At 73.2% G+C, this 18,533-nt stretch carries 21 protein-coding genes; 12 read left to right on the top strand and 9 right to left on the bottom strand.

Features of this window, described 5'->3' with window-relative positions:
• Positions 1 to 20 precede the first annotated feature (20 nt).
• A complete protein-coding gene (locus A6R01_RS13670) occupies positions 21 to 584 on the top strand; it encodes a hypothetical protein (protein WP_292606790.1) in 564 nt (187 codons plus the stop codon).
• Between the two features lie 24 nt (positions 585 to 608).
• Here the strand turns inward: A6R01_RS13670 and A6R01_RS13665 are convergent, their stop codons facing one another.
• The 8 genes from A6R01_RS13665 to A6R01_RS13630 form a co-directional block, all read right to left on the bottom strand.
• Positions 609 to 1,652 carry an AI-2E family transporter gene (locus A6R01_RS13665; protein WP_292606788.1) on the bottom strand — a complete coding sequence of 348 codons (1,044 nt, stop codon included), beginning with the start codon at positions 1,650 to 1,652 and terminating at the stop codon, positions 609 to 611.
• Positions 1,649 to 2,278, bottom strand: coding sequence for an endonuclease (locus tag A6R01_RS13660; protein ID WP_292606786.1), 630 nt, complete (start codon positions 2,276 to 2,278; stop codon positions 1,649 to 1,651). Before A6R01_RS13660 ends, A6R01_RS13665 begins: the two co-directional genes overlap by 4 nt.
• 80 nt (positions 2,279 to 2,358) lie before the next feature.
• Positions 2,359 to 2,754, bottom strand: a complete 396-nt coding sequence (locus A6R01_RS13655; RefSeq protein ID WP_292606784.1) for a hypothetical protein — start codon at positions 2,752 to 2,754, stop codon at positions 2,359 to 2,361.
• Positions 2,755 to 2,827: 73 nt separating this feature from the next.
• Positions 2,828 to 3,568 (bottom strand): hypothetical protein, encoded by a 741-nt coding sequence (locus tag A6R01_RS13650; RefSeq protein ID WP_292606782.1) that lies wholly within the window; start codon positions 3,566 to 3,568, stop codon positions 2,828 to 2,830.
• A gap of 56 nt (positions 3,569 to 3,624) precedes the next feature.
• Positions 3,625 to 4,875: a hypothetical protein gene (locus A6R01_RS13645; RefSeq protein WP_292606780.1), complete on the bottom strand. Its 1,251-nt coding sequence runs from the start codon at positions 4,873 to 4,875 to the stop codon at positions 3,625 to 3,627.
• Positions 4,872 to 5,153 (bottom strand): hypothetical protein, encoded by a 282-nt coding sequence (locus A6R01_RS13640; RefSeq protein ID WP_292606778.1) that lies wholly within the window; start codon positions 5,151 to 5,153, stop codon positions 4,872 to 4,874. Before A6R01_RS13640 ends, A6R01_RS13645 begins: the two co-directional genes overlap by 4 nt.
• Complete coding sequence (locus A6R01_RS13635) at positions 5,150 to 5,446, bottom strand: SAV_915 family protein (protein WP_292606776.1); 297 nt, start codon at positions 5,444 to 5,446, stop codon at positions 5,150 to 5,152. The genes A6R01_RS13640 and A6R01_RS13635 overlap by 4 nt, the downstream gene beginning before the upstream one ends.
• A gap of 52 nt (positions 5,447 to 5,498) precedes the next feature.
• A complete protein-coding gene (locus tag A6R01_RS13630; protein WP_292606774.1) occupies positions 5,499 to 5,972 on the bottom strand; it encodes an SRPBCC domain-containing protein in 474 nt (157 codons plus the stop codon).
• 146 nt (positions 5,973 to 6,118) lie between these two features.
• On the opposite strand from A6R01_RS13630, the gene A6R01_RS13625 reads away from it, so the two are divergent.
• The 9 genes from A6R01_RS13625 to A6R01_RS13585 all read left to right on the top strand — a co-directional run bounded on the left by A6R01_RS13625 (position 6,119) and on the right by A6R01_RS13585 (position 14,728).
• On the top strand, positions 6,119 to 6,946 hold the full coding sequence (locus A6R01_RS13625; protein ID WP_292606772.1) for an amidohydrolase family protein: 828 nt from the start codon (positions 6,119 to 6,121) through the stop codon (positions 6,944 to 6,946).
• Positions 6,947 to 7,060: 114 nt separating this feature from the next.
• Positions 7,061 to 7,585, top strand: coding sequence for an MSMEG_0572/Sll0783 family nitrogen starvation response protein (locus A6R01_RS13620; protein ID WP_179532756.1), 525 nt, complete (start codon positions 7,061 to 7,063; stop codon positions 7,583 to 7,585).
• A gap of 9 nt (positions 7,586 to 7,594) precedes the next feature.
• On the top strand, positions 7,595 to 8,689 hold the full coding sequence (locus A6R01_RS13615; protein ID WP_292606771.1) for an MSMEG_0568 family radical SAM protein: 1,095 nt from the start codon (positions 7,595 to 7,597) through the stop codon (positions 8,687 to 8,689).
• A 1-nt stretch (position 8,690) separates the two neighbouring features.
• Positions 8,691 to 10,130, top strand: a complete 1,440-nt coding sequence (locus A6R01_RS13610; RefSeq protein WP_292606769.1) for an MSMEG_0567/sll0787 family protein — start codon at positions 8,691 to 8,693, stop codon at positions 10,128 to 10,130.
• On the top strand, positions 10,127 to 11,041 hold the full coding sequence (locus A6R01_RS13605; protein WP_292606767.1) for a carbon-nitrogen hydrolase family protein: 915 nt from the start codon (positions 10,127 to 10,129) through the stop codon (positions 11,039 to 11,041). Before A6R01_RS13610 ends, A6R01_RS13605 begins: the two co-directional genes overlap by 4 nt.
• Position 11,042: 1 nt before the next feature.
• Positions 11,043 to 11,333 carry an MSMEG_0570 family nitrogen starvation response protein gene (locus A6R01_RS13600; RefSeq protein WP_292606805.1) on the top strand — a complete coding sequence of 97 codons (291 nt, stop codon included), beginning with the start codon at positions 11,043 to 11,045 and terminating at the stop codon, positions 11,331 to 11,333.
• 1 nt (position 11,334) lies between these two features.
• Positions 11,335 to 12,723, top strand: coding sequence for an MSMEG_0569 family flavin-dependent oxidoreductase (locus A6R01_RS13595; protein ID WP_292606765.1), 1,389 nt, complete (start codon positions 11,335 to 11,337; stop codon positions 12,721 to 12,723).
• A 19-nt stretch (positions 12,724 to 12,742) separates the two neighbouring features.
• Complete coding sequence (locus tag A6R01_RS13590) at positions 12,743 to 13,615, top strand: carbon-nitrogen hydrolase family protein (protein WP_292606763.1); 873 nt, start codon at positions 12,743 to 12,745, stop codon at positions 13,613 to 13,615.
• Positions 13,616 to 13,618: 3 nt separating this feature from the next.
• On the top strand, positions 13,619 to 14,728 hold the full coding sequence (locus A6R01_RS13585; protein WP_292606761.1) for an MSMEG_0565 family glycosyltransferase: 1,110 nt from the start codon (positions 13,619 to 13,621) through the stop codon (positions 14,726 to 14,728).
• A 46-nt stretch (positions 14,729 to 14,774) separates the two neighbouring features.
• Here the strand turns inward: A6R01_RS13585 and A6R01_RS13580 are convergent, their stop codons facing one another.
• Entirely contained in the window at positions 14,775 to 15,836 is a 1,062-nt protein-coding gene (locus A6R01_RS13580) for a zinc-binding alcohol dehydrogenase family protein (RefSeq protein WP_292606759.1), read from the bottom strand.
• A gap of 71 nt (positions 15,837 to 15,907) precedes the next feature.
• Here A6R01_RS13580 and A6R01_RS13575 point away from each other — a divergent pair, with 71 nt between their 5' ends.
• Positions 15,908 to 16,264: a helix-turn-helix domain-containing protein gene (locus A6R01_RS13575; protein ID WP_292606756.1), complete on the top strand. Its 357-nt coding sequence runs from the start codon at positions 15,908 to 15,910 to the stop codon at positions 16,262 to 16,264.
• A gap of 614 nt (positions 16,265 to 16,878) precedes the next feature.
• Positions 16,879 to 18,453, top strand: a complete 1,575-nt coding sequence (locus A6R01_RS13570) for a hypothetical protein (protein ID WP_292606754.1) — start codon at positions 16,879 to 16,881, stop codon at positions 18,451 to 18,453.
• The last annotated feature ends 80 nt before the right edge of the window (positions 18,454 to 18,533 follow it).

The raw sequence follows: 18,533 nt of genomic DNA, 5'->3' as shown, positions 1-18,533 counted from the left end.
CGCCTTCCTATGGTTCTCACATGTCCAGTCGCTGCGAGCTCTTCGACGCCTTCGGCTCCCGCTGCCGGGGTACGACGGTGGGCCGGTGCGCCGAGGACCGGATGTCCTTCTGCGCGGCCCACCGCGGCTTCCGGCGCGGCGTGCCCACGACCGACTGGTGCGCGGCGTGCGAGGGCCAGACGGCCGACGCGCGACGTGAGGCCCGCGCGATCGCGGCCGACCAGGACGTGGCCGCGACCCGCCTGACCGAGACTCCCGAGCACCTGGCGGACCTGGTCCGCGCGCGGGGCGTGCAGCCGAGCGTCGGCGCGACCGTGCGGGTCGCGAGCGGCGGCTGGCTCCGGGGCCGGCGCCACGAGGCGGAGGACACTCGCTTCTGGCTGATCACCCTCGAGCCCGACGACACCGACCCGACCCACGAGGTCGGCCTGGGCCTGACCACCCACGGGGAGTGGGTGCGCCACGTGCGCCCCGCCGGGTCCGGCCTGCCGCCGACGCTGGAGCACGGCATCCTCCCGACCACCAGCGGCGCCCGCCAACTCGTGGGCTGGCTGCACCGGCACAACGTCGATCTGCCCGGCTGAGGCCCGCTCCCGACTGACCCCGGCTCAGGCCGGCCGGTCCCGCACCTGCTCGGCCAGGCGCGTGGCGACGGCCACGACCGGGACGGCGACCACGGCGCCGATGACACCCGCCGCACTGGCTCCGAGCGCGACGGCGACGACGACGGCCGCCGGGTGCAGGTGCAGGGCGCGTCCCATCACCAGCGGCTGGAGCAGGTTGCCCTCGACCTGCTGCACCGCGATGACCGCCAGCACCACCAGCAGCGCCACCAGCGGCCCCTGGGAGACGAGCGCGACGGCGACGGCGAGCGTGCCGGCGACCGTCGACCCGACGATGGGCACGAAGGCCCCGAGGAAGACCAGGCAGGCCAGCGAGGTCACCATCGGCACGCCGAGGACCAGCAGCGCCACCGCGACGCCGACCGCGTCGATGGTGGCGACCACGACCGTGCCGCGGACGTAGCGGGTGAGCACGTCCCAGGCCGCGTCGCCGCCCTCGGCGACCGCCTCGCGGCGCCGGGACGGGACCCAGCGCATCGCCCACTGCCACCATCGCGGCCCGTCACGCAGCAGGAAGAACCAGACAAAGAGGGCCAGCGCGATGCCACCGAGCACCTGGACGGCCCCGGTGGCGGCGGCCGCCGGCCCCGGGAGCAGCGACGGCAACCCCTCACGGGCCCGGTCCTCGAGGTCGGTCAGCTGCCCTTCCGTGACCGGCAGCGAGGAGCGGACCAGCGCCTGCTCCACGTCGGCGAGGGCCTGGGACGCCGCCTTCTGCAGGTCCTCGGTCTGCGCCAGCGCCCGGTCGACGACGAGTGCGAGGATGCCGACGATCACGGCGACGCCGGTGACCAGCGTGGTGAGCGCGGCCAGCCAGGTCGGCAACCGGCGGCTGAGCCAGACGGTCATCGGGCGGGTGAGCGCGGTGAGCAGGAGTGCGGCGAGCAGCGCCGCCGTCACCGAGGGCACCGCCATCAGGACCCTGCCCAGCAGCCAGGTCCCCACCGCCAGCACCAGCAGGCACAGGACGACCAACGTCGCTGACGCCAGGCGGCGGGGCACCAGGGGCGCCGTCTCCGTGCGGCTCATCGGGCCTCGACCCCGCCCGGCCCGAGCCTCGCGAGCGTTGCCGCCAGGGCGACGAAGGAGCCGTCCGGGACGTGCGCGGCCAGTCGGTCCGGCTGCCGGCTCAGCCCTGCGGCCGCGGCGGCGTCGGCCGCCCGGCCGTCCAGGTAGGGCTCGAGGTCCCGCCACATGGCTTGGACCTCGCGCACGAAGATGCCTGCTCCCACCGGCCCCAGGCGAGGCACCGCCTGCACCTCCTCCGCCACCTCCTCGGAGCCGGCGCATCGCTCCCGCACGGTGCGGACGTCGTCGTCCCACCGGTCGCGCACGACCTCGGCTCCCTCGGCCAGGGCCGTGGCGGTGCTCTCGTCGTAGCGTCGGTAGCCGCCACGCCCGAGCGCGTCGACCCGCTGCTGCCATGTGGAGTCCCGCATCCGCTGCGGGGTCGTGAAGCCGGCCGCCCAGAGCTCGCGCGCCGCAGCGGCCGCGACCTCGGCCCGAATGCGGGTCGAGGCCAAGGTGGCCAGCACGAGCAGGCGGTACAGCGGGGCAGGCTCGTCGCGCAGCCCCACCTCGCCCTCCTCGGCGTAGGTGCGGCCGTCGCGCTCGAGCAGCTCCCGGCACGTCCGGGAGGGGTCTGGATCAGCCATGGGGTGCGGGTACCCGGTGCGTGCCGGCCGACACCCGCCCGGCCGGGTGGGCAGGGGCAGCGGCGGAGTGCGCCACAGATTCAGGACCCGGCCCGCTCCTCCAGCACCTGCTGGAGCCGGGCCGGGTCCTGCACCGTCAGGGTCGCGCCGGGGTGCCGGAGGCGTCCGGTGGGGTCGAGGGTCCTGACGGGCTCGTGGAACAGCACGCAGACCCCGCCGGCACCGTTGGTCGCGAAGCTGACGCCCTTGTCGGCCAGCGACAGGTGCGGCGGCCCCGCGGTGCGGTACCAGCGGAACGGCCCGGGCGAGAGCTGCGCGGAGGAGACGTTGTCCAGCGGCGTACGCAACCGCCAGGGGCCGTAGCGCACGCGCAGCTCGGTCTCGTCGACCTCCACCCACGCGGTGCGCGGGGTGATGCCGAGGGCCAGGGCGGGCAGCCGGTACGCCGGGGCGAACTCGAAGTCGAAGCGGGTCACCTCGACCAGGGTGCCCGGCCGAGCCGGGCCCACGCTCGCCCGACCGGGTGCCCCCGCCGGGCGCGGGGGGACGTCAGACCGACTGACGCAGGCGGCGCTCGGCATCGGCGGTCCCGATCTCGGAGCGCCGCGCCGGGTCGGCGGCCCAGTCCCGGAGCACCGACAGCAACCACGGTGAGTGCGGCTCCACGGCGCGCGAGTCGACCTCGAGGCGACCGGGCACCAGGCGGGCGCCCCGCGGCCAGGCGTGCGGCAACCGACGCCCGGTCCAGCTCGTCGTCGCCGTGTAGCCGGTGACCGCCAGGACGGCCCTGCCCCCGGTCACGTCAGGACCCACGCGCTCGACGTCGTCCCAGGCGAGCGAGGTCTCGGTGTTCCACGACCGCACCGTCAGGCGCTCCCGGTCGGCGACCACCTCGGCGCCCCGCGACAGCGCGAGGACCGAGTCGATCAGCACGAGACCGAAGAGCACGACGAACGGCAGCCCGAGCACCAGCGCGAGGCCGACGCTCCCGGCGGCCACGCCGAGCACGGTGCCGAGCGCCGCGACCAGGGTGGTCCAGCCGGCACCCCAGGCGGCGGCGTACGCCGGCACCCGGTCGTAGGCGATGACAGTCGTGCTCCCGCGGGTGGTCACGCGGTCGCCCCACCGCGCGGAGCCCGACCACTCCCGGGCGGCGAGGAGGGCGTTGCCGAGCAGGCCGACCCCGACGATCGCCACGCACACCCGGGCCTGCCAGGGCCAGGGGGCGAGGACTCCGGCCGCGAGCACGCCGAGGCCGACGAGGACGTTGACGGCCGTCAGGGTCCGCACGAGGCCGCGACGCCTCGCCCCGGTGGCCCGACGAGGGGGCCGGGTCGGGTGGCCGCTCATCCGAACACCGAGTTCCACGCGTCGCTGATCCCGTCGCCGACGGCGTCGACGGCGTCGCCGCCGAGGTCACCGATCGCCTCGCCGGTGTCGACCAGCTCGTCCCAGCCGTCGCCGATCGCCTCGCCCACGTCGCCGAGGTCCTCCACGCCGTTCTCCCACATCGAGTCGATGGCACCCGAGGTCACGATGCCCACGCCGGCGCCCACGACGGTGCCGACCACCGCTCCGACGGCGGTGCCGGCTCCGGGCACGATCGAGGCGGCGATCGCACCGGCGGCAGCGCCCGAGGCGGCACCCGCGCCCATGCCGGCGAGGAAGCCGCCGACGTTGGAGGTGGTGGCCTGCTCGGCGGACTCGCCGCCGTTGGCCATGTCGTCGTAGATGCCGTATCCGGTGGCGATGACGCCCAGCGCGAGGAACCCGCGGCTCACGTTGGTCGCCACCCGCCCGCCGTTGAGCTCGGCGTTGCGGGCGAGGTCGTCCATCTCGTCGATGTTGCGCAGCGCCCGGTAGTAGTCGTCGGGATCCGTGCCCACGAAGCGGCCGTCGCGCACGTAGGAGTCGGCGATCTCGCGCCAGACCTGCGACTGCTGCCGCCACACGTCGGTGGCGTCGCTGAAGTAGCGGGAGACCTTGATCTTGAGGAACTCCTCGGCCGAGCCGGAGAAGAGGTCCTGCAGCAGGGCGGCGATGTCCTTGCCGGACTCCTGCCAGGTCAGCGTCGCGTCGGCGACCGCCTGCTCCCAGTCACGGTCGGCGGCATCCGCGACGGCCACGGCGTCGTTCCACGCCGTCACCTCCCGCTCGTACGCCGTCAGCGCGGCCGTCCCCTGGTCGTGACGCGCCACCTCCGCCGGGGTCGCGTCCGGCGGCAGCGCCGGCACCGCCGCGGGGGCCTGCCCGGGCGGCTGGATCACGGTGCCGGTCACGGCGAGCCCGCCCTCGCGCGCGATCTGCCGCGCCCGCCGCATCTCGTCCTGGGCGGTCCTCAGCGCGGCGGCCAGGTCGGCGACCACCGCGGAGGCGGTGCGGACCGCCGTCGTGGTCCCGTCGGCGGCGGCGCCCAGCGTGCGCAGCTGGGCGGCGAAGGCGGTGGCGGCCTCGGACTCCCAGGCCGACCCCGTCGCCGAGCGGGCGCCGTAGACCTCGTCACCGAAGGTGCTGGTGGCGGGTACGACGTCGGTGAGCCAGGTGGCGACGCGGTCGAGGTCGGCGGGCGATCCGGCGAGGTGGGTGTCCCTGCTCATGGCGCTCCTGTGAGGAGGTCGCCGGCGACCTCGCTGTCGGTGGTCGCGACGTCGACGTTGCAGCGGTCGGCGACACCGGCGAGGGTGGCGGCATCGGTGGTGAGCTGCTCGCCGGCCTCACCCACGGTGCGCAGGATGTCGGCGACCAGCCCGGCCGCCAGGCCGCCGTCGGCGGAGGTGGGCACGCCCTGTCCGGCGTCGTCGAAGGTCGTCGCGGCGTCCGCGAGCCCGTCGGTGACGGCGCGGAGGGCGTCGGGGTCGAGGTGGAAGCCGCTCATGCGCGCAGCCCCGCCCGCGACTCCTCGGGGACCATCAGGTCCATCAGCACGAGGTCGAAGGGGTCCAGCTCGTGCAGGGCGCGCAGCCGCTCGGTGGGCAGCAGGAACCAGGGCTGGTCGTCGCCGCAACACCGGTGCAGCCGGTCGAGGGCGGAGTAGACGAGCACGGCGCGACGCCCGTCCTTCGTGGTCTGGTAACGGACCTCGAGCTCCTCGGGCTCCGCGGTGTGCCGGGTGCAGGGCACGTAGACCACGGGTGGGAAGTCCACGGCGGTCGTGTCGGTCGGGCTCACCCTCCCTGTCTTGCCAGCCCGGCCGCTCGGCAAACCCCGGGCCGGTGCCCGGTCATGACACCTGGCGCGCCTCGGCGCGCTCCTTCAGCGCCAGGGCGTGCCGCCGGAAGCCGTCCTCGACGCGTGCCGGGCCGGCGAGGCGCACCAGCGGCCCGGAGAACCGCTCGACCGTGTCGTAGATCGTCGGCCCGCCGGGAGCCTGGCTGAGTCGCTGGTCGCGCACGCCCTGCACCAGCCTCAGCTTCGCCGGCAGGCCCTCGTAGCGGTAGGCCAGCAGCGCTCGGCGCACCCCGTCCTCGCCGGTGGTCGGGCCGTCCAGCGCGGTGATCCGCTCCGGTGACGTGGCGGTCGAGCCGTTGGCGAAGCGCACGTGGAGGGTGATCGGCTCACCGACCCGGGGTGCCGCGCAGTCGGCCCGCAGCACGAACGGGTTCCACTCGCCGTACGACGCCGTGTCGAGCATGACCTCCCAGACCCGGTCCAGGGGCGCGTCGATCTCGATGCGGGCGTGGGGGTTCCGCGGCATGGGAGCCATGGTGCCCGACCTCCGACATCGGCCCGTCACGCAGGCGGCCGGCAGGCCCGTCGGGGTAACGGCGAACTTACACACCGGGTAGCACCCCGTATTCCTGCCGGAACCAACCTGAAACACCCGGCGAGTGGACTTCTTCCATGCCCACAGCCGCCCACGACGCCCACCGGCACATCGGCCGGCTGCCGTCGTACCCCTTCTACGGCGGCCCGCCGATCAGCCCCGACACCACCGCCCGCGAGACCGTCGCCGGGCTCTTCGACGACCTCGACGCCGAGCGCACCGAGCGCGCGCTGGTGCTGCCGAACTACGGCGTCCCCGACCCCGACGTGGCCTTCGGCCTCAATCACCTGGCCCTCGAGGCCGCGCAGGCCGACGACCGGGTCCGCTGCGGGCTGTGGGTCTCGCCCAAGGGCAGCGACCACGACCGCAACACCGCCTCCCTGGCGCTGGCCGGCGAGGAGGGGGTCGCGGCGCTGAAGACCAGCTTCCTGCTCGGCGGCGCCGTCGACGCCGAGGACTCCGTCGAGGAGCTGGAGCGGATCTTCACGACCGCCGCCGAGAAGGGCCTCGTCGTGCACGTGCACACCTCACCCGGCGCCGCCAGCGACGTCGACCAGATCGGCAAGCTCGTCGAGGCCTACGGCGCCACGACCCGCATCCACCTCGTGCACCTCGGGGGCGGCATGAGCGGGCACATGAAGCTGATCGGCGGCCGCTTCTTCGACTGGATCGAGCGCGGCCTGCAGGTCTACACCGACACCTCCTGGGCCATCGGCTTCGCGCCGGCGTGGCTGTGCCAGGAGATCCAGCGTCGCGGCATCGGCCACGACCGCGTGCTCTTCGCGACCGACACCCCCTGGGGCGACCACGCCGGCGAGCACGCCCGGCTGGCCGCCGCCACCGACGACCCCGAGCTCACCGACGCGCTCTTCCGGGGCAACTTCGAGGCCCTCTACGGGTCCTGAAGGCAGGACCGGCACCACCCGACCGGCACCACCGACCAGCACCACCCGACCAGCACCACCGACCAGCACCACCTGCTGCGCCACCCCACCCTCGAGAGACACCAGGAGATGCACATGTCCGTGTTCGACGACGAGATCCTCGCCGCGATGGAGAAGTCCAAGGCCGAGATCCCCCACCCCTCCCAGGGCAAGGGCACCAACCTCTACGGCTCCACCAAGCTCTTCCCCGACTACCAGGCCAGCGAGGGCCAGGCCTGGCTCACCCTCGTCCACGGCATCCCGCACGAGTCCTCGGTGTCGTTCGTGGCCGTCCTCCAGACGACCCGGGCGCTGCGCAAGGGCTTCGACGCCACGCTCTACTTCTACGGCCCCGGCGCCCTCGCCTGTGCCGACACCCGTGGCTTCCCGACGACCGGCGACGTGGCCTTCCCGGGCAACCAGAACATGAACGACGCCATCAAGACCTTCATCTCCGAGGGCGGCACCGTGCTGTGCTGCCGGTTCGGCATGGCCCTGCACGGCCAGCGCGAGGAGGACCTCATCGAGGGCGTCATCCCCTGCCACCCGCTCGACGTCCAGGACGCGGTGATCCACTTCGCCAACAAGGGCGCGATCATCAACTCCGTCTACAACCTCTGAGGCGCTGAGATGGCCGCGCCGACCAGCACCACCAGCCCTGACCGCACTGCCAGCGTCACCCGCGTGGACCTGGCGATCCAGGGGATCCGGCTCGCCGACGCGCCGGTCTCCCGCCGGGCCGGAGCCGGACCGAGCGACGACGGGCACCTGCTGCTCGACGGAGTCGGCGCGGCCATCCCCCTCAACCCCCGCAGCCCCTACACCCTCGCCGGCGGCAAGCTCCTGCTCGACGGCGCCGACACCGGCCTGGGCGTGGAGACGATCTCCCGCCCACGCTTCTACGACCTCACCACCGCCGACGGGGTCCCCTACGAGCAGATCGCCCGGCTGCACTCGGCCCGCGTGCTGGCGACGACGGTCGTGCAGACCTGCGTGCGCTACGACGAGGACCAGCGCTGCCGGTTCTGCGCGATCGAGGAGTCGCTGCGTCAGGGCTCCACGATCGCGGTGAAGTCGCCCGCGCAGATCGCGGAGGTGGCCAAGGCCGCCCACGACCTCGACGGCATCACGCAGATGGTGATGACGACCGGCACCTCCAACGGTCGCGACCGCGGCGCCACCCACCTCGCCCGCTGCGTCCGCGCGGTCCGCGAGGTGCTCCCCGACCTGCCGATCCAGGTGCAGTGCGAGCCGCCGGGCGACCTGGCCACGATCCAGGAGCTGTACGACGCGGGCGCCCGCTCCATCGGCATCCACGTCGAGTCGCTCGACGACGACGTGCGCCGCCGCTGGATGCCCGGCAAGGGCTCGGTCCCGATGAGCGAGTACCGCGCCGCCTGGGCCGAGGCGGTCCGTGTCTTCGGCTGGAACGAGGTCTCCACCTACCTCCTCCTCGGCCTCGGCGAGGACCCCGACGAGACCGTCGCTGCGGCCACCGAGCTGATCGAGATGGGCGTCTACCCCTTCGTGGTGCCCTTCCGCCCGCTGGCGGGCACGCTGGCCACCGACGTCGACGGGGTGCCGGCGCCCGAGGCCCGGATGGTCGCCTCGGTCACCGCTCGCGTGGGCGCGGCGCTGCGGCGCGCCGGGATGCTGGGCGCCGCCCAGTCCGCCGGCTGCGCCGCCTGCGGTGCCTGCTCGGCGCTCTCCTGCGAGGGGGCCTGAGATGACCCTCGACGTCTCGGTCCTCACCGGACCGCTGCGCAGCGCCCCGCACGACCGGCACAGCGACGCGTCGTACGTCGTCGTGGAGGCCGGGCCGCACGAGCTGGCCGGCTACCGGCGGCTGCGGCACGACGTCTTCGTCACCGAGCAGGGACTCTTCGCCGGCTCCGACGCCGACGTCGTCGACGACGACCCCCGCACCGTGGTGCTCGTGGCGCTGGCCGGCGACGGCGAGCTGCTCGGTGGGGTCCGCATCCACCCGGCGCCGGCGCCCGACGGCACGCCGCCGCTGCGCGACCTGGGCTGGTGGCGGGGCAGCCGGCTGGCGGTCGCGTCCGACGCGCGGCTGCACCTCGGGGTCGGTGCCGCGCTGGTGCGCGCGGCCTGCGCCCGGGCCGAGACCCAGGGCGCGCTGCGCTTCGACGCCGAGGTCCAGGCCCAGCACCGCCGGCTCTTCGAGCGGCTGGGGTGGAGCGTGCGCCACGAGACCCTGCGGCACGGCCACCCGCACCTGGTCGTGGACTTCCCGATCACCCGCATCCAGCGGCTGGCCGACGCGACGAAGGCGCCGCTGGGGCTGCTGCTCGACGAGCTCGCCGCCGGTGCTCCGCGCGGCTTCGTCGGCGACGACGCCGCACCGGTGCCGGGCAGCGAGATGGTCGCCGCCTGCGACGCGATCCTGCCCGCCATGGTCGAGCGCGACCCGGAGTGGGCGGGGTGGTGCAGCGTGCTGGTGAACCTCAACGACCTCGCGGCCATGGGTGCGACCCCCGTCGGGCTCCTCGACGCGGTCGGCGCCCGCGACGCCTCCTTCGCGCGTCGTGTCCTGCGCGGCCTCACCGACGCCGCCGCGGCCTGGGGCGTGCCGGTCCTGGGCGGGCACACCCAGCTCGGGGTCCCGGGCCAGCTCGCGGTCACGGCGCTGGGTCGCACGTCCGCCCCGGTGCCCGGTGGCGGCGGCCGCGCAGGGCACCGGCTGCGGGTGACCGCCGACCTCGGGGGTGCATGGCGTCGCGGCTACACCGGCGCCCAGTGGGACTCGACCTCGCACCGGACGCCCGAGCAGCTGCGCTCGCAGATGACGGTGGTCCCCGCCCTGGCCCCGACGGCCGCCAAGGACGTCTCCATGAGCGGCCTGGTGGGCAGCACCGGGATGCTCGCCGAGGCCAGCGGGTGCCGGGCGGTGCTCGACGTCGGAGCGGTCCCCGCCCCGGCGGCGGCCGGGACCGCCGACTGGCTCACCTGCTTCCCCGGCTTCGCCATCGTCTCGGCCGAGGCCGACAGCCCGGGCACCCCCGACACCGATCTGCTGCCGCGCCACCTCACCACCGCCGTGTGCGGCCACCTCGAGACCGGCTCGGGCGTGGGCCTGCGCTGGCCCGACGGCGTCGTCACCGACGCCGTCACCTCCACCGTCACCGGAATGGGAACCGCCTCATGACCAGCACCTCCAGCACCACCCCCGGCGCCCCCGGCACCGCCGTCGCCGCAGCCTGTGCCGGCTTCGGCCGCGACGTCGAGGACAACCTCGCGCAGGTCGGCCGCCTCGTGGCGGACGCCCGTGCCCGCGGGGTCGGCCTGCTCGCCCTGCCCGAAGCCTGCCTCGGCGGGTACCTCTCGGTCCTCGGCGCCGGCCGCGACGGCAGCCACGACGAGCAGCCCGAGGACCTGCCCCCTGTCATGGACCTCGACGGTCCCGAGCTGCGGCGCGTGGCCGAGATCGCGCGGGAGATGACCGTGGTCGTGGGCCTGTGCGAGTCCGACGGCACTGATCGCTACAACACCGCCGCCGTCGTCACCGGCAACGGCGTGCTGGGCGCGCACCGCAAGGTGCACCAGCCCCTGGGCGAGTCGCTGTTCTACTCGGCCGGCGCGGACTTCGCCTGCGTGGACACTCCGATGGGTCGTCTGGGCACGCTGATCTGCTACGACAAGGCCTTCCCCGAGGCCGCCCGTGCGCTGGCCGTCGACGGCGCCGAGGTCATCGCCTGCATCTCCGCGTGGCCCGCGTCGCGCACCGCCAGCGCTGCCTCGCTCGCCGAGGACCGCTGGACCCAGCGCTTCAACCTCTTCGACGCCGCCCGTGCCCTGGAGAACCAGGTCGTCTGGCTGGCCGCCAACCAGCACGGCACCTTCGGCAAGCTCCGCTTCGTCGCCCACGCCAAGGTCGTCGGCCCCGGCGGCGACGTGCTGGCGAGCACCGGGACCGAGGCCGGCCTCGCGGTCGCCGAGCTCGACGTACCGGCCGCGCTCGAGACCGCCCGACGGGCGATGTTCCACCTGCGCGACCGCCGCCCCGAGACGTACTCCGCCGTCACCTCGGCCCCGATGGCGGGAGCCGTCCGTGCCTGAGATGACCTTCTCCGTGCGCTGGCCCGACGGTCGCGTGGTCGACCACTACTCGCCCTCGCTGGTGGTCCACGACCACCTCACCGCCGGGTCGACCTACCCGGTCGACGACTTCCGCCAGCGGGCCGCCACCGCCCTCGGCATCGCCAGCGAGCGCGTACGCGCCCGATTCGGCTTCGCCTGCACCTCCGCGGCGGCGACGCTCGCCGACATCGACGCGCTCGCCGCGTCCTGCCCCGACGCGTCCACCGTGACCGTCCTCCGCCTCCACCCGCCCCTGCCTCAGGAGTCCTGAGATGTCCGCACCCACCACTGCCCCCGTCCCCCGCTCGGGGCCGCCCACGGTCCGCCGCACGCGGGTCGTCGTCGTCGGCGGCGGCCAGGCCGGCCTGTCGACCAGCTGGTTCCTGGTCCGCGACGGCGTCGACCACGTCGTGCTCGAGGCCGGCACCGCCGGCCACGAGTGGGCCGACACCCGCTGGGACGCCTTCACCCTGGTCACCCCCAACTGGCACTGCCGACTGCCCGGCTACGCCTACGCCGGCCCCGACCCGGACGGGTTCATGACCCGCGACCAGGTCGTGGAGTGGCTGGCCGGCTACGCCCCGACCTTCGGGCCGCCGCTGCGCGAGCACACCCGGGTCACCTCGCTGACGGAGTCCGGCGACGGCGGGTTCGTCGTCGAGGCGGTGGGCCCCGACGGCCCGGAGACCTGGCACGCCGAGGCGGTGGTGGTGTGCACCGGCGGCTACCACCTGCCGATCGTGCCGCCCTGGGCCCCGGCGCTGTCGCCCGCCATCACCCAGCTCCACTCCGCCGACTACCGCTCCCCGGACCAGCTGCCCGACGGTGAGGTGCTGGTGGTCGGATCGGGCCAGTCCGGTGCCCAGATCGCCGAGGACCTGCACCTGGCGGGGCGCCGGGTCCACCTCGCCCTCGGCGACGCCCCGCGGGTGGCGCGCTTCCACCGCGGCCGCGACTGCATGACCTGGCTGGCGGAGATGGGGCTCTACGATACCGGCGTCGCGCAGTACCCCGGCGGCGCGACAGCACGCGAGAAGACCAACCACTACGTCACCGGCCGCGACGGCGGACGCGACATCGACCTGCGCCAGTTCGCCCGCGAGGGGATGGACCTCTACGGGCTGCTCGAGGGCGTCGCGCCCGGCGGCACCGAGCTGGCCTTCCGCCCGACGATGCGCGCCGCGCTGGACGCCGCCGACGACGTGTACCGCTCGATCTGCCGCGACATCGACCGCTGGATCGACGCCCACGGCGTGGACGCGCCGCCGGCTCCGGCGTACGAGCCCGTGTGGGATCCGGAGACCGACCCCACCTCGCTCGACCTGACCGCGGCCGGCGTCACCAGCATCGTGTGGGCCATCGGCTACCGGCCCGACTACCGCTGGGTGCGCGCCGGGGTCTTCGACGGCTCCGGCCGCCCGACCCACACCCGTGGCGTCACGTCGGTGCCGGGGCTGTACTTCCTCGGGCTGCCGTGGCTGCACACGTGGGGCTCGGGGCGCTTCCTCGGCATCGCCGCGGACGCCGAGCACGTGACCGGGCACCTCACCGGGCGCACCGGACCGGCGCTGACGGAGTCGGCGGCCGCGCTGGCGCGGCGGGTCTCGCCGGGCCCGATCCCCGCTGCGCTCACCGCTTCGTCGGTCGCGCTGGTCGGCTAGCCGGATAGGTTGGTCGGCTGTGGGAGTCCTGCGCATCGGCGCCGTCGCCGCGCACTTCGGCCGTGACATCGAGCGCTCCCTGGCCAAGCTCGCGGGCATCGTCGCCGACGCCCGGGCCGCCGGCGTGCAGCTGCTGGTGCTGCCGGACGCCACGCTGGGCGGCTACCTCTCCGACCTGCGGCGCCCCGATCCCACGAGCCTGCCGCCGGGCCTGTGCGAGGACTCCTCGGAGATCGAGCGGGTGCGCGCGCTGGCCGGCGACATGGTGCTGGCGCTGGGCTACACCGAGGAGACGGTGGTCGACGGCGAGCACCGGCTCTTCAACACCGCGGTCTGCCTCGACGGGTCGGGCGTGCTGGGGCGGCACCGCAAGGTGCACCGCCCCGCCGGCGAGTCCCTCGTGTACGACGCCGGCGACTCCTTCAGCGCCTTCGACACCCCGCTGGGCCGCCTCGGCATGCTCATCGACTACGACAAGACCTTCCCCGAGGCGGCCCGGACGCTGGCGATGGACGGCGCGACCGTGCTGGCCTGCCTGTCGGCCTGGCCGGCGTCGGTCACCGACCGCGCCTCGCGGCTGCCGCAGGACCGCCAGTCCCGGCTCTTCGACCTCTACGACTGCGCGCGCGCCGCGGAGAACCAGGTCGTGTGGGTCTCCTCCAACCAGACCGGCGTGATGGGCGGCCTGCGCTTCCTCGGGCAGGCCAAGGTGGTGGGCCCCGGCGGTGACGTCCTGGCGCGCACCTCCTCCAAGGGCGGGCTGGCCGTCGCCGAGCTCGACCCCGGGGTCGAGGTCGTCCGGGCGCGCCGGGTCCTGCACCACCTCGCCGAGCGCACCCCCGAGGCCTACGTGGCACTCCGGGCCGCCGACGCCGACGTCCCGGGGGCCTGAGGCGTGCGGATCGCCCTGCTCACCTACTCCACCAAGCCCCGCGGCGGCGTGGTGCACACGCTCGCGCTCGCCGAGGCGCTGGCCGCGCTCGGCGAGAGCGTCGACGTCTGGACGCTGGGACGGGGTGGGGACACGACGTTCTTCCGGGCCGTCGACCCGCGGGTGGGGGTGCGGGCGGTGCCCTTCCCCGAGGTCGACGGCGAGGACGTCGGGGAGCGCATCGTGCGCTCGATCGAGGTGCTGCGCTCCGCGTTCGCCGCCGAGCGGGACCGCTACGATGTCGTGCACGCCCAGGACTGCATCAGCGCCAACGCCGCACTCCCCTGCGTGCGCACCATCCACCACCTCGACACGTTCACCACCCCGGCGCTCGTGGCCTGCCACGAACGGGCGGTCGTCGAGCCGAGCACCCGGGTCTGCGTGTCGGCCGCGGTGGCCGAGGAGGTGCGTCGCGGCTGGGGGCTGGAGCCGGCGGTCATCGCCAACGGGGTCGATGCTGCACGCTTCGCCGCGGCCGCGACCGACCACGAGGGACGCGCGGGGTGGCGCAGGCACATCGGTGCGCCGTACGTCCTGGCGCTGGGCGGGATCGAGCCGCGCAAGGGCACGCTGGACCTGCTCGAGGCGTACGCCGCGATGGTCCGCTCCCAGCCCGACCTCGGCCACGTCCGGCTGGTGCTCGGCGGCGGGGAGACGCTCTTCGACTACCGCGACTACCGAGCGGCCTTCGACGCGCGTGCTGCCGAGCTCGCCGAGGAGCTCGGCACGCAGCCTGTGGTGCTGGGACCCGTCGAGGACACGGCGCTGCCATCGCTGGTGGCCGAGGCGTCGGCGCTGGGGTTCGTCTCCACCAAGGAGGGCTTCGGCCTCGCCGCGATGGAGGCGCTGGCCGCCGGGGTGCCGGTGGTCGCCCGTGACCTGCCGGTGCTGCGCGAGGTCCTGGGCACGACCGTGTCCTTCGCCGCCGACGTCCCCGCGATCGCTGGTGCACTGGCTGCGGCGCTGCGCACGCCCGGCGACCCGGCCCCGGGGCAGGCCCTAGCCGGGTCCTACACCTGGGAGCGGGCCGCGCGGGCGCACCTGGCGCTCTACCGCGAGGTCGTCGACGCCTGAGGCCTCACTGGGCGGACCTCACCGGGCGGAACTCACCGGACGAGCCTCACGGGGCGGCGACCACGACCTTGCCGATGGTGCGGCCGCTCTCGACCTGCCGGTGCGCGGCACGGAGCTGCTCGGCGTCGATCGGGCGCAGGACGGTGGTGGCGGTGCTGCGCACCCGACCCTCGTCGACCAGCGCGGCCACGTCGGTCAGCAGGCGGTGCTGGGCGAGCTGGCCGTCGCCGCCGGCGATGGGGCGGGTGAACATCAGCTCCCAGTGGAAGCTGATCGACTTCGACTTCAGGAACGCGATGTCGAGGGTCTCGGGGTCGTCGATGGCCACGATCTGGCCGAACGGGTTGAGCACGTCGACGTAGAGCTCAAGCTGTCCCGGGTCGGCGACGCGGGCGGTGAAGACCCAGTCGACGCCGTCGGGGGCAGCCGCGGCGATCTGGCCGCGCAGGTCGCCGGCACGGTGGTTGACAGTCTCCTCCGCGCCGAGGCCCCGCACCCACGCCTCGGACTCCTCGGTCGAGCTGGTGGCCACGACGCGTACGCCGGGCAGCAACGCCTCGGCCAGCTGCAGCACCATCGAGCCGACGCCACCGCTGGCGCCGACGACCAGCAGCGTGCCGGTGCTGGCCTCGGTGAGGCGCAACTTGTCGAAGAGGCCCTCCCAGGCGGTGATCGCCGTGAGCGGCAGGGCCGCGGCGTCGGCGAAGGAGAGGCTGCGGGGCTTGCGGGCCACGATCCGCTCGTCGACCACGTGGAGCTCGGCGTTGGTGCCCGGCCGCAGGATGTCGCCGGCGTACCAGACCTCGTCGCCGGGCTGGAAGAGCGTGACGTCCTCGCCGACCTCGACCACGACGCCCGCGGCGTCGAAGCCGAGGACCCGGGCGCCATCGGGGTCGCCACCGCCGCGGACCTTGACGTCGACGGGGTTCACCGACACCGCGCGGACCTCGACGAGGAGGTCACGGGCGCCGGGGACGGGGCGGGGCAGCTCGACGTCGACCTGGCTGGCCGGGTCGTCGTCGGGGAGGCTGCTGGTGAAGGCGACGGCCCGCATCGTGGCGGCGGCCGGGTGGTCGGACGGGGCAGTGGCGTGGGTGTCAGTGGTCATGCCTCGAGCATGAGAGATGGGTACTAGTTACCGTCAAGGGCACCTGGTTTCTGTAGGGTACTATCACGCTCATGAGCGCCTCCACCCACCTCGCGGACAGCTGCGGACCGGGCGACGTCTACACGGCGATGTGCCCGTGCCGCGACATGCTCGACCTGCTCGCCAACAAGTGGAGCGCGCTGGCGATCGGGGCCCTCGAGGACGGCCCGCAGCGCTTCGGCGAGCTGCGTCGCCAGCTCCAGGGCATCAGCCCCAAGGTGCTGTCCGCTAGCCTCAAGCGGCTCGAGGACCACGACCTGGTGACCCGCACGGTCTACGCGGAGGTGCCGCCGCGCGTGGAGTACGCCCTGACCGACCTCGGCCACAGCGCCGCCGTACCGCTCGCCGCGCTGCGGGACTGGGTCGAGGACAACGTCACCACCCACTGAACCACTGAGCGCCCCACGGCAAGGAGCATTGGGCGTGTCCGTGCAGCAACCGTGGCGAAGCGACTGGCGTCAGCGCCCAGTTGGAACTCGCGCTCGCCTGGTGACCTGCCGGAGACATCGCCCTGTCCATCGTTCCTGGGACGGTGGGCCGCCAAGGTGCCTATTCGCCTCGTGGCCGCTATGAGGCGACGTTAGCGCGCCGTGATCGCCTTCCTGCCGCGGCTCTTCGGCCCCTGGCCAATACGCTTGCGTTGAGGCCGCCTGGTGTTCTTTTGCGACCCCGATCTATCCGACTCCACCCCCGAATCGTCCCTGGAGCCTGACAATTGTCCTCAGCGTCGTCGGCCTTGCCGTTTCGCGCGACAGGTCGCGATCGCCGGTACGTCACAGCAGTCGCGTTGTGGTTGTTGCTTGTTGTGACTGCTGTCGGCTTGGTTGCCGCTTTGGTAGCCGAATCCAGCCATGGACGGATATACGACGCGCCTGTCGTCCTGGTGGGTCCGGATGTCGTCACTCAACCGTTGGGTGAGGACACGCGCAGCCAGACCGATCGATTGAACGTGTCGACAGCTACAACGCTTCGAGAGGGGCTCGGTCGCCTAGAAGATGGCGAGGTGATTGCCGTCGTCGTATTGGACATCGAGTCATCGAGAGATGACATCTACGTCTCGTCGACAGCACACCCGAACGTTCGAGATGCCGTGATTGCAGCCCTGCAAGAGATCGAAGCGCGTTTCGGGAGGACCGGGAGAGTCGTGCCCGTCGATCGCGGCCACACACCGACGGACCGAGCAGCGTTGGAAGCTTCGTTTGTCGCAGCTGTCGCGGGCTTCTGCGCGGTATTGCTGGTGTCCCTGGGATGGGGGCCCTACTCGCGAGATCGCAGGCGTGAACTCCTCCGTGTCGCGGTGCTTGGCTGTGTTGGGGTCCTCGTAGCTGCCGCCATGGTCGCCTTCTCGAACGGATTGGCGTCTCCACGCGCAATCGCAACTTTGATCGGTGTCACGGTTGCTGTCGGCCTTGTGGCACTCGCGTTCGAGGCGATCTTCGGCTGGCCGGGACTGGCGCTTGCATTGGTGCTGAGCCTGGTCCTGCCGTCGCCGCTGCTACTCGTCGGTGATCCTGTGCTTCTCTCTTCGCCTTGGTCATCGGTGTTGCGATGGAGCATCCCTGGGGCCGGCTTCGAGATGCTTTCTGGTCGCCAATCGGGCTCCGCTGAATGGTGGTTCCTTTCGCTGGCTGTCCTGGGCGCCACGAGCGCCCTGGCCGCCATGGTGCTGTGGGTGACCCGGCATCGGGTTGCGCCTCACGCTGAACCGACCTCGTCTGGCGCTGCTCCGCTGCACAAGGCTGATCGCATCCGGCTGGCCAGCTCGGTCTCGGTCATAGTCGCGCTGACCGTGAGCTGCTTGAGCGTCGCTGCGGCTCCCCGACCGTCGCCGCTGAACTTGGCGCGGCTCACGGTCTCGACCGAGTGCGCTGCGACGGGGACGATTCGTAACGTTGCTGACTTGAACCGGGTCACGCGTCTGCGTGGAACAACCGCCTTCAAGGGTGGAGACGTCGGAGTCTCCGCGCCACTTCAAGACGGCAGGCGTCTGTGGCTGTTCGGCGACACCCTGCGAACGGTCAGTGGCGCCGAATCGCTGGTCCGGAACTCGATGCTTGTCTCCGAGTCCGGCTGTCTCGCGGTAGTGATCCCCGACGGCGGAGGAGCGGTCATCCCCTCGCGCTCTGACGGCACCGGGTACTGGCCGATGTCGATCATCACCGTCGAGCGCGCTGGCTATGACCTCGTGGACGTGTTTGCGCAGCGGGTGCGCTCAACGACGGGCGGGGGGATCTTCGATTTCGAGATCCTCGGACCGGCCATCGCGCGGTACGTCGTTCCCGCAGGAGAGACCCCGCAACTGCTGTCCGTTCGCGATCTGGGCGATGACCTGGTGGATACGACTGCCCCAATGTGGGGTGCCGCTGCGGTGGTTCGCGGCCGTTGGGCTTACATCTACGGGACCTCGCGTCGCAACAACCCGACAGAGATCTCCGGCTTCGCGCTTCAACTCGCCAGAGCAAGACCTGACTCGCTGGCCGATCAAGCGACGTGGCAGTACTGGGACGGGTCGACGTGGTCAGCTCAGGCGGACTCGTCGGTGGAGCTCATCGGATCGGACCCCTATGCGTCAGGCTGAGGTGAGACACCACTTCTGAGTTCCTTCCCTCTGCACGGGGCGGAGAAGCGAGACACCTGATGACCATGACGTTGGCCGAT

The sequence above is a fragment of the Nocardioides sp. REDSEA-S30_B4 genome (assembly GCF_001627265.1).
Classification (GTDB): Bacteria; Actinomycetota; Actinomycetes; order Propionibacteriales; family Nocardioidaceae; genus Nocardioides.
Note: the sequence above shows the minus strand (reverse complement) of the source record. Positions and strands in the feature narration are given on the sequence as shown.

Bases quoted from the DNA above. Each gene is read 5' to 3' on its own strand.
- A6R01_RS13670 (WP_292606790.1), top strand. From the start codon at position 21: ATGTCCAGTCGCTGCGAGCTCTTCGACGCCTTCGGCTCCCGCTGCCGG.
- A6R01_RS13665 (WP_292606788.1), bottom strand. From the start codon at position 1,652: ATGAGCCGCACGGAGACGGCGCCCCTGGTGCCCCGCCGCCTGGCGTCA.
- A6R01_RS13660 (WP_292606786.1), bottom strand. From the start codon at position 2,278: ATGGCTGATCCAGACCCCTCCCGGACGTGCCGGGAGCTGCTCGAGCGC.
- A6R01_RS13645 (WP_292606780.1), bottom strand. From the start codon at position 4,875: ATGAGCAGGGACACCCACCTCGCCGGATCGCCCGCCGACCTCGACCGC.
- A6R01_RS13640 (WP_292606778.1), bottom strand. From the start codon at position 5,153: ATGAGCGGCTTCCACCTCGACCCCGACGCCCTCCGCGCCGTCACCGAC.
- A6R01_RS13630 (WP_292606774.1), bottom strand. From the start codon at position 5,972: ATGCCGCGGAACCCCCACGCCCGCATCGAGATCGACGCGCCCCTGGAC.
- A6R01_RS13625 (WP_292606772.1), top strand. From the start codon at position 6,119: ATGCCCACAGCCGCCCACGACGCCCACCGGCACATCGGCCGGCTGCCG.
- A6R01_RS13620 (WP_179532756.1), top strand. From the start codon at position 7,061: ATGTCCGTGTTCGACGACGAGATCCTCGCCGCGATGGAGAAGTCCAAG.
- A6R01_RS13615 (WP_292606771.1), top strand. From the start codon at position 7,595: ATGGCCGCGCCGACCAGCACCACCAGCCCTGACCGCACTGCCAGCGTC.
- A6R01_RS13610 (WP_292606769.1), top strand. From the start codon at position 8,691: ATGACCCTCGACGTCTCGGTCCTCACCGGACCGCTGCGCAGCGCCCCG.
- A6R01_RS13605 (WP_292606767.1), top strand. From the start codon at position 10,127: ATGACCAGCACCTCCAGCACCACCCCCGGCGCCCCCGGCACCGCCGTC.
- A6R01_RS13600 (WP_292606805.1), top strand. From the start codon at position 11,043: ATGACCTTCTCCGTGCGCTGGCCCGACGGTCGCGTGGTCGACCACTAC.
- A6R01_RS13595 (WP_292606765.1), top strand. From the start codon at position 11,335: ATGTCCGCACCCACCACTGCCCCCGTCCCCCGCTCGGGGCCGCCCACG.
- A6R01_RS13580 (WP_292606759.1), bottom strand. From the start codon at position 15,836: ATGACCACTGACACCCACGCCACTGCCCCGTCCGACCACCCGGCCGCC.
- A6R01_RS13575 (WP_292606756.1), top strand. From the start codon at position 15,908: ATGAGCGCCTCCACCCACCTCGCGGACAGCTGCGGACCGGGCGACGTC.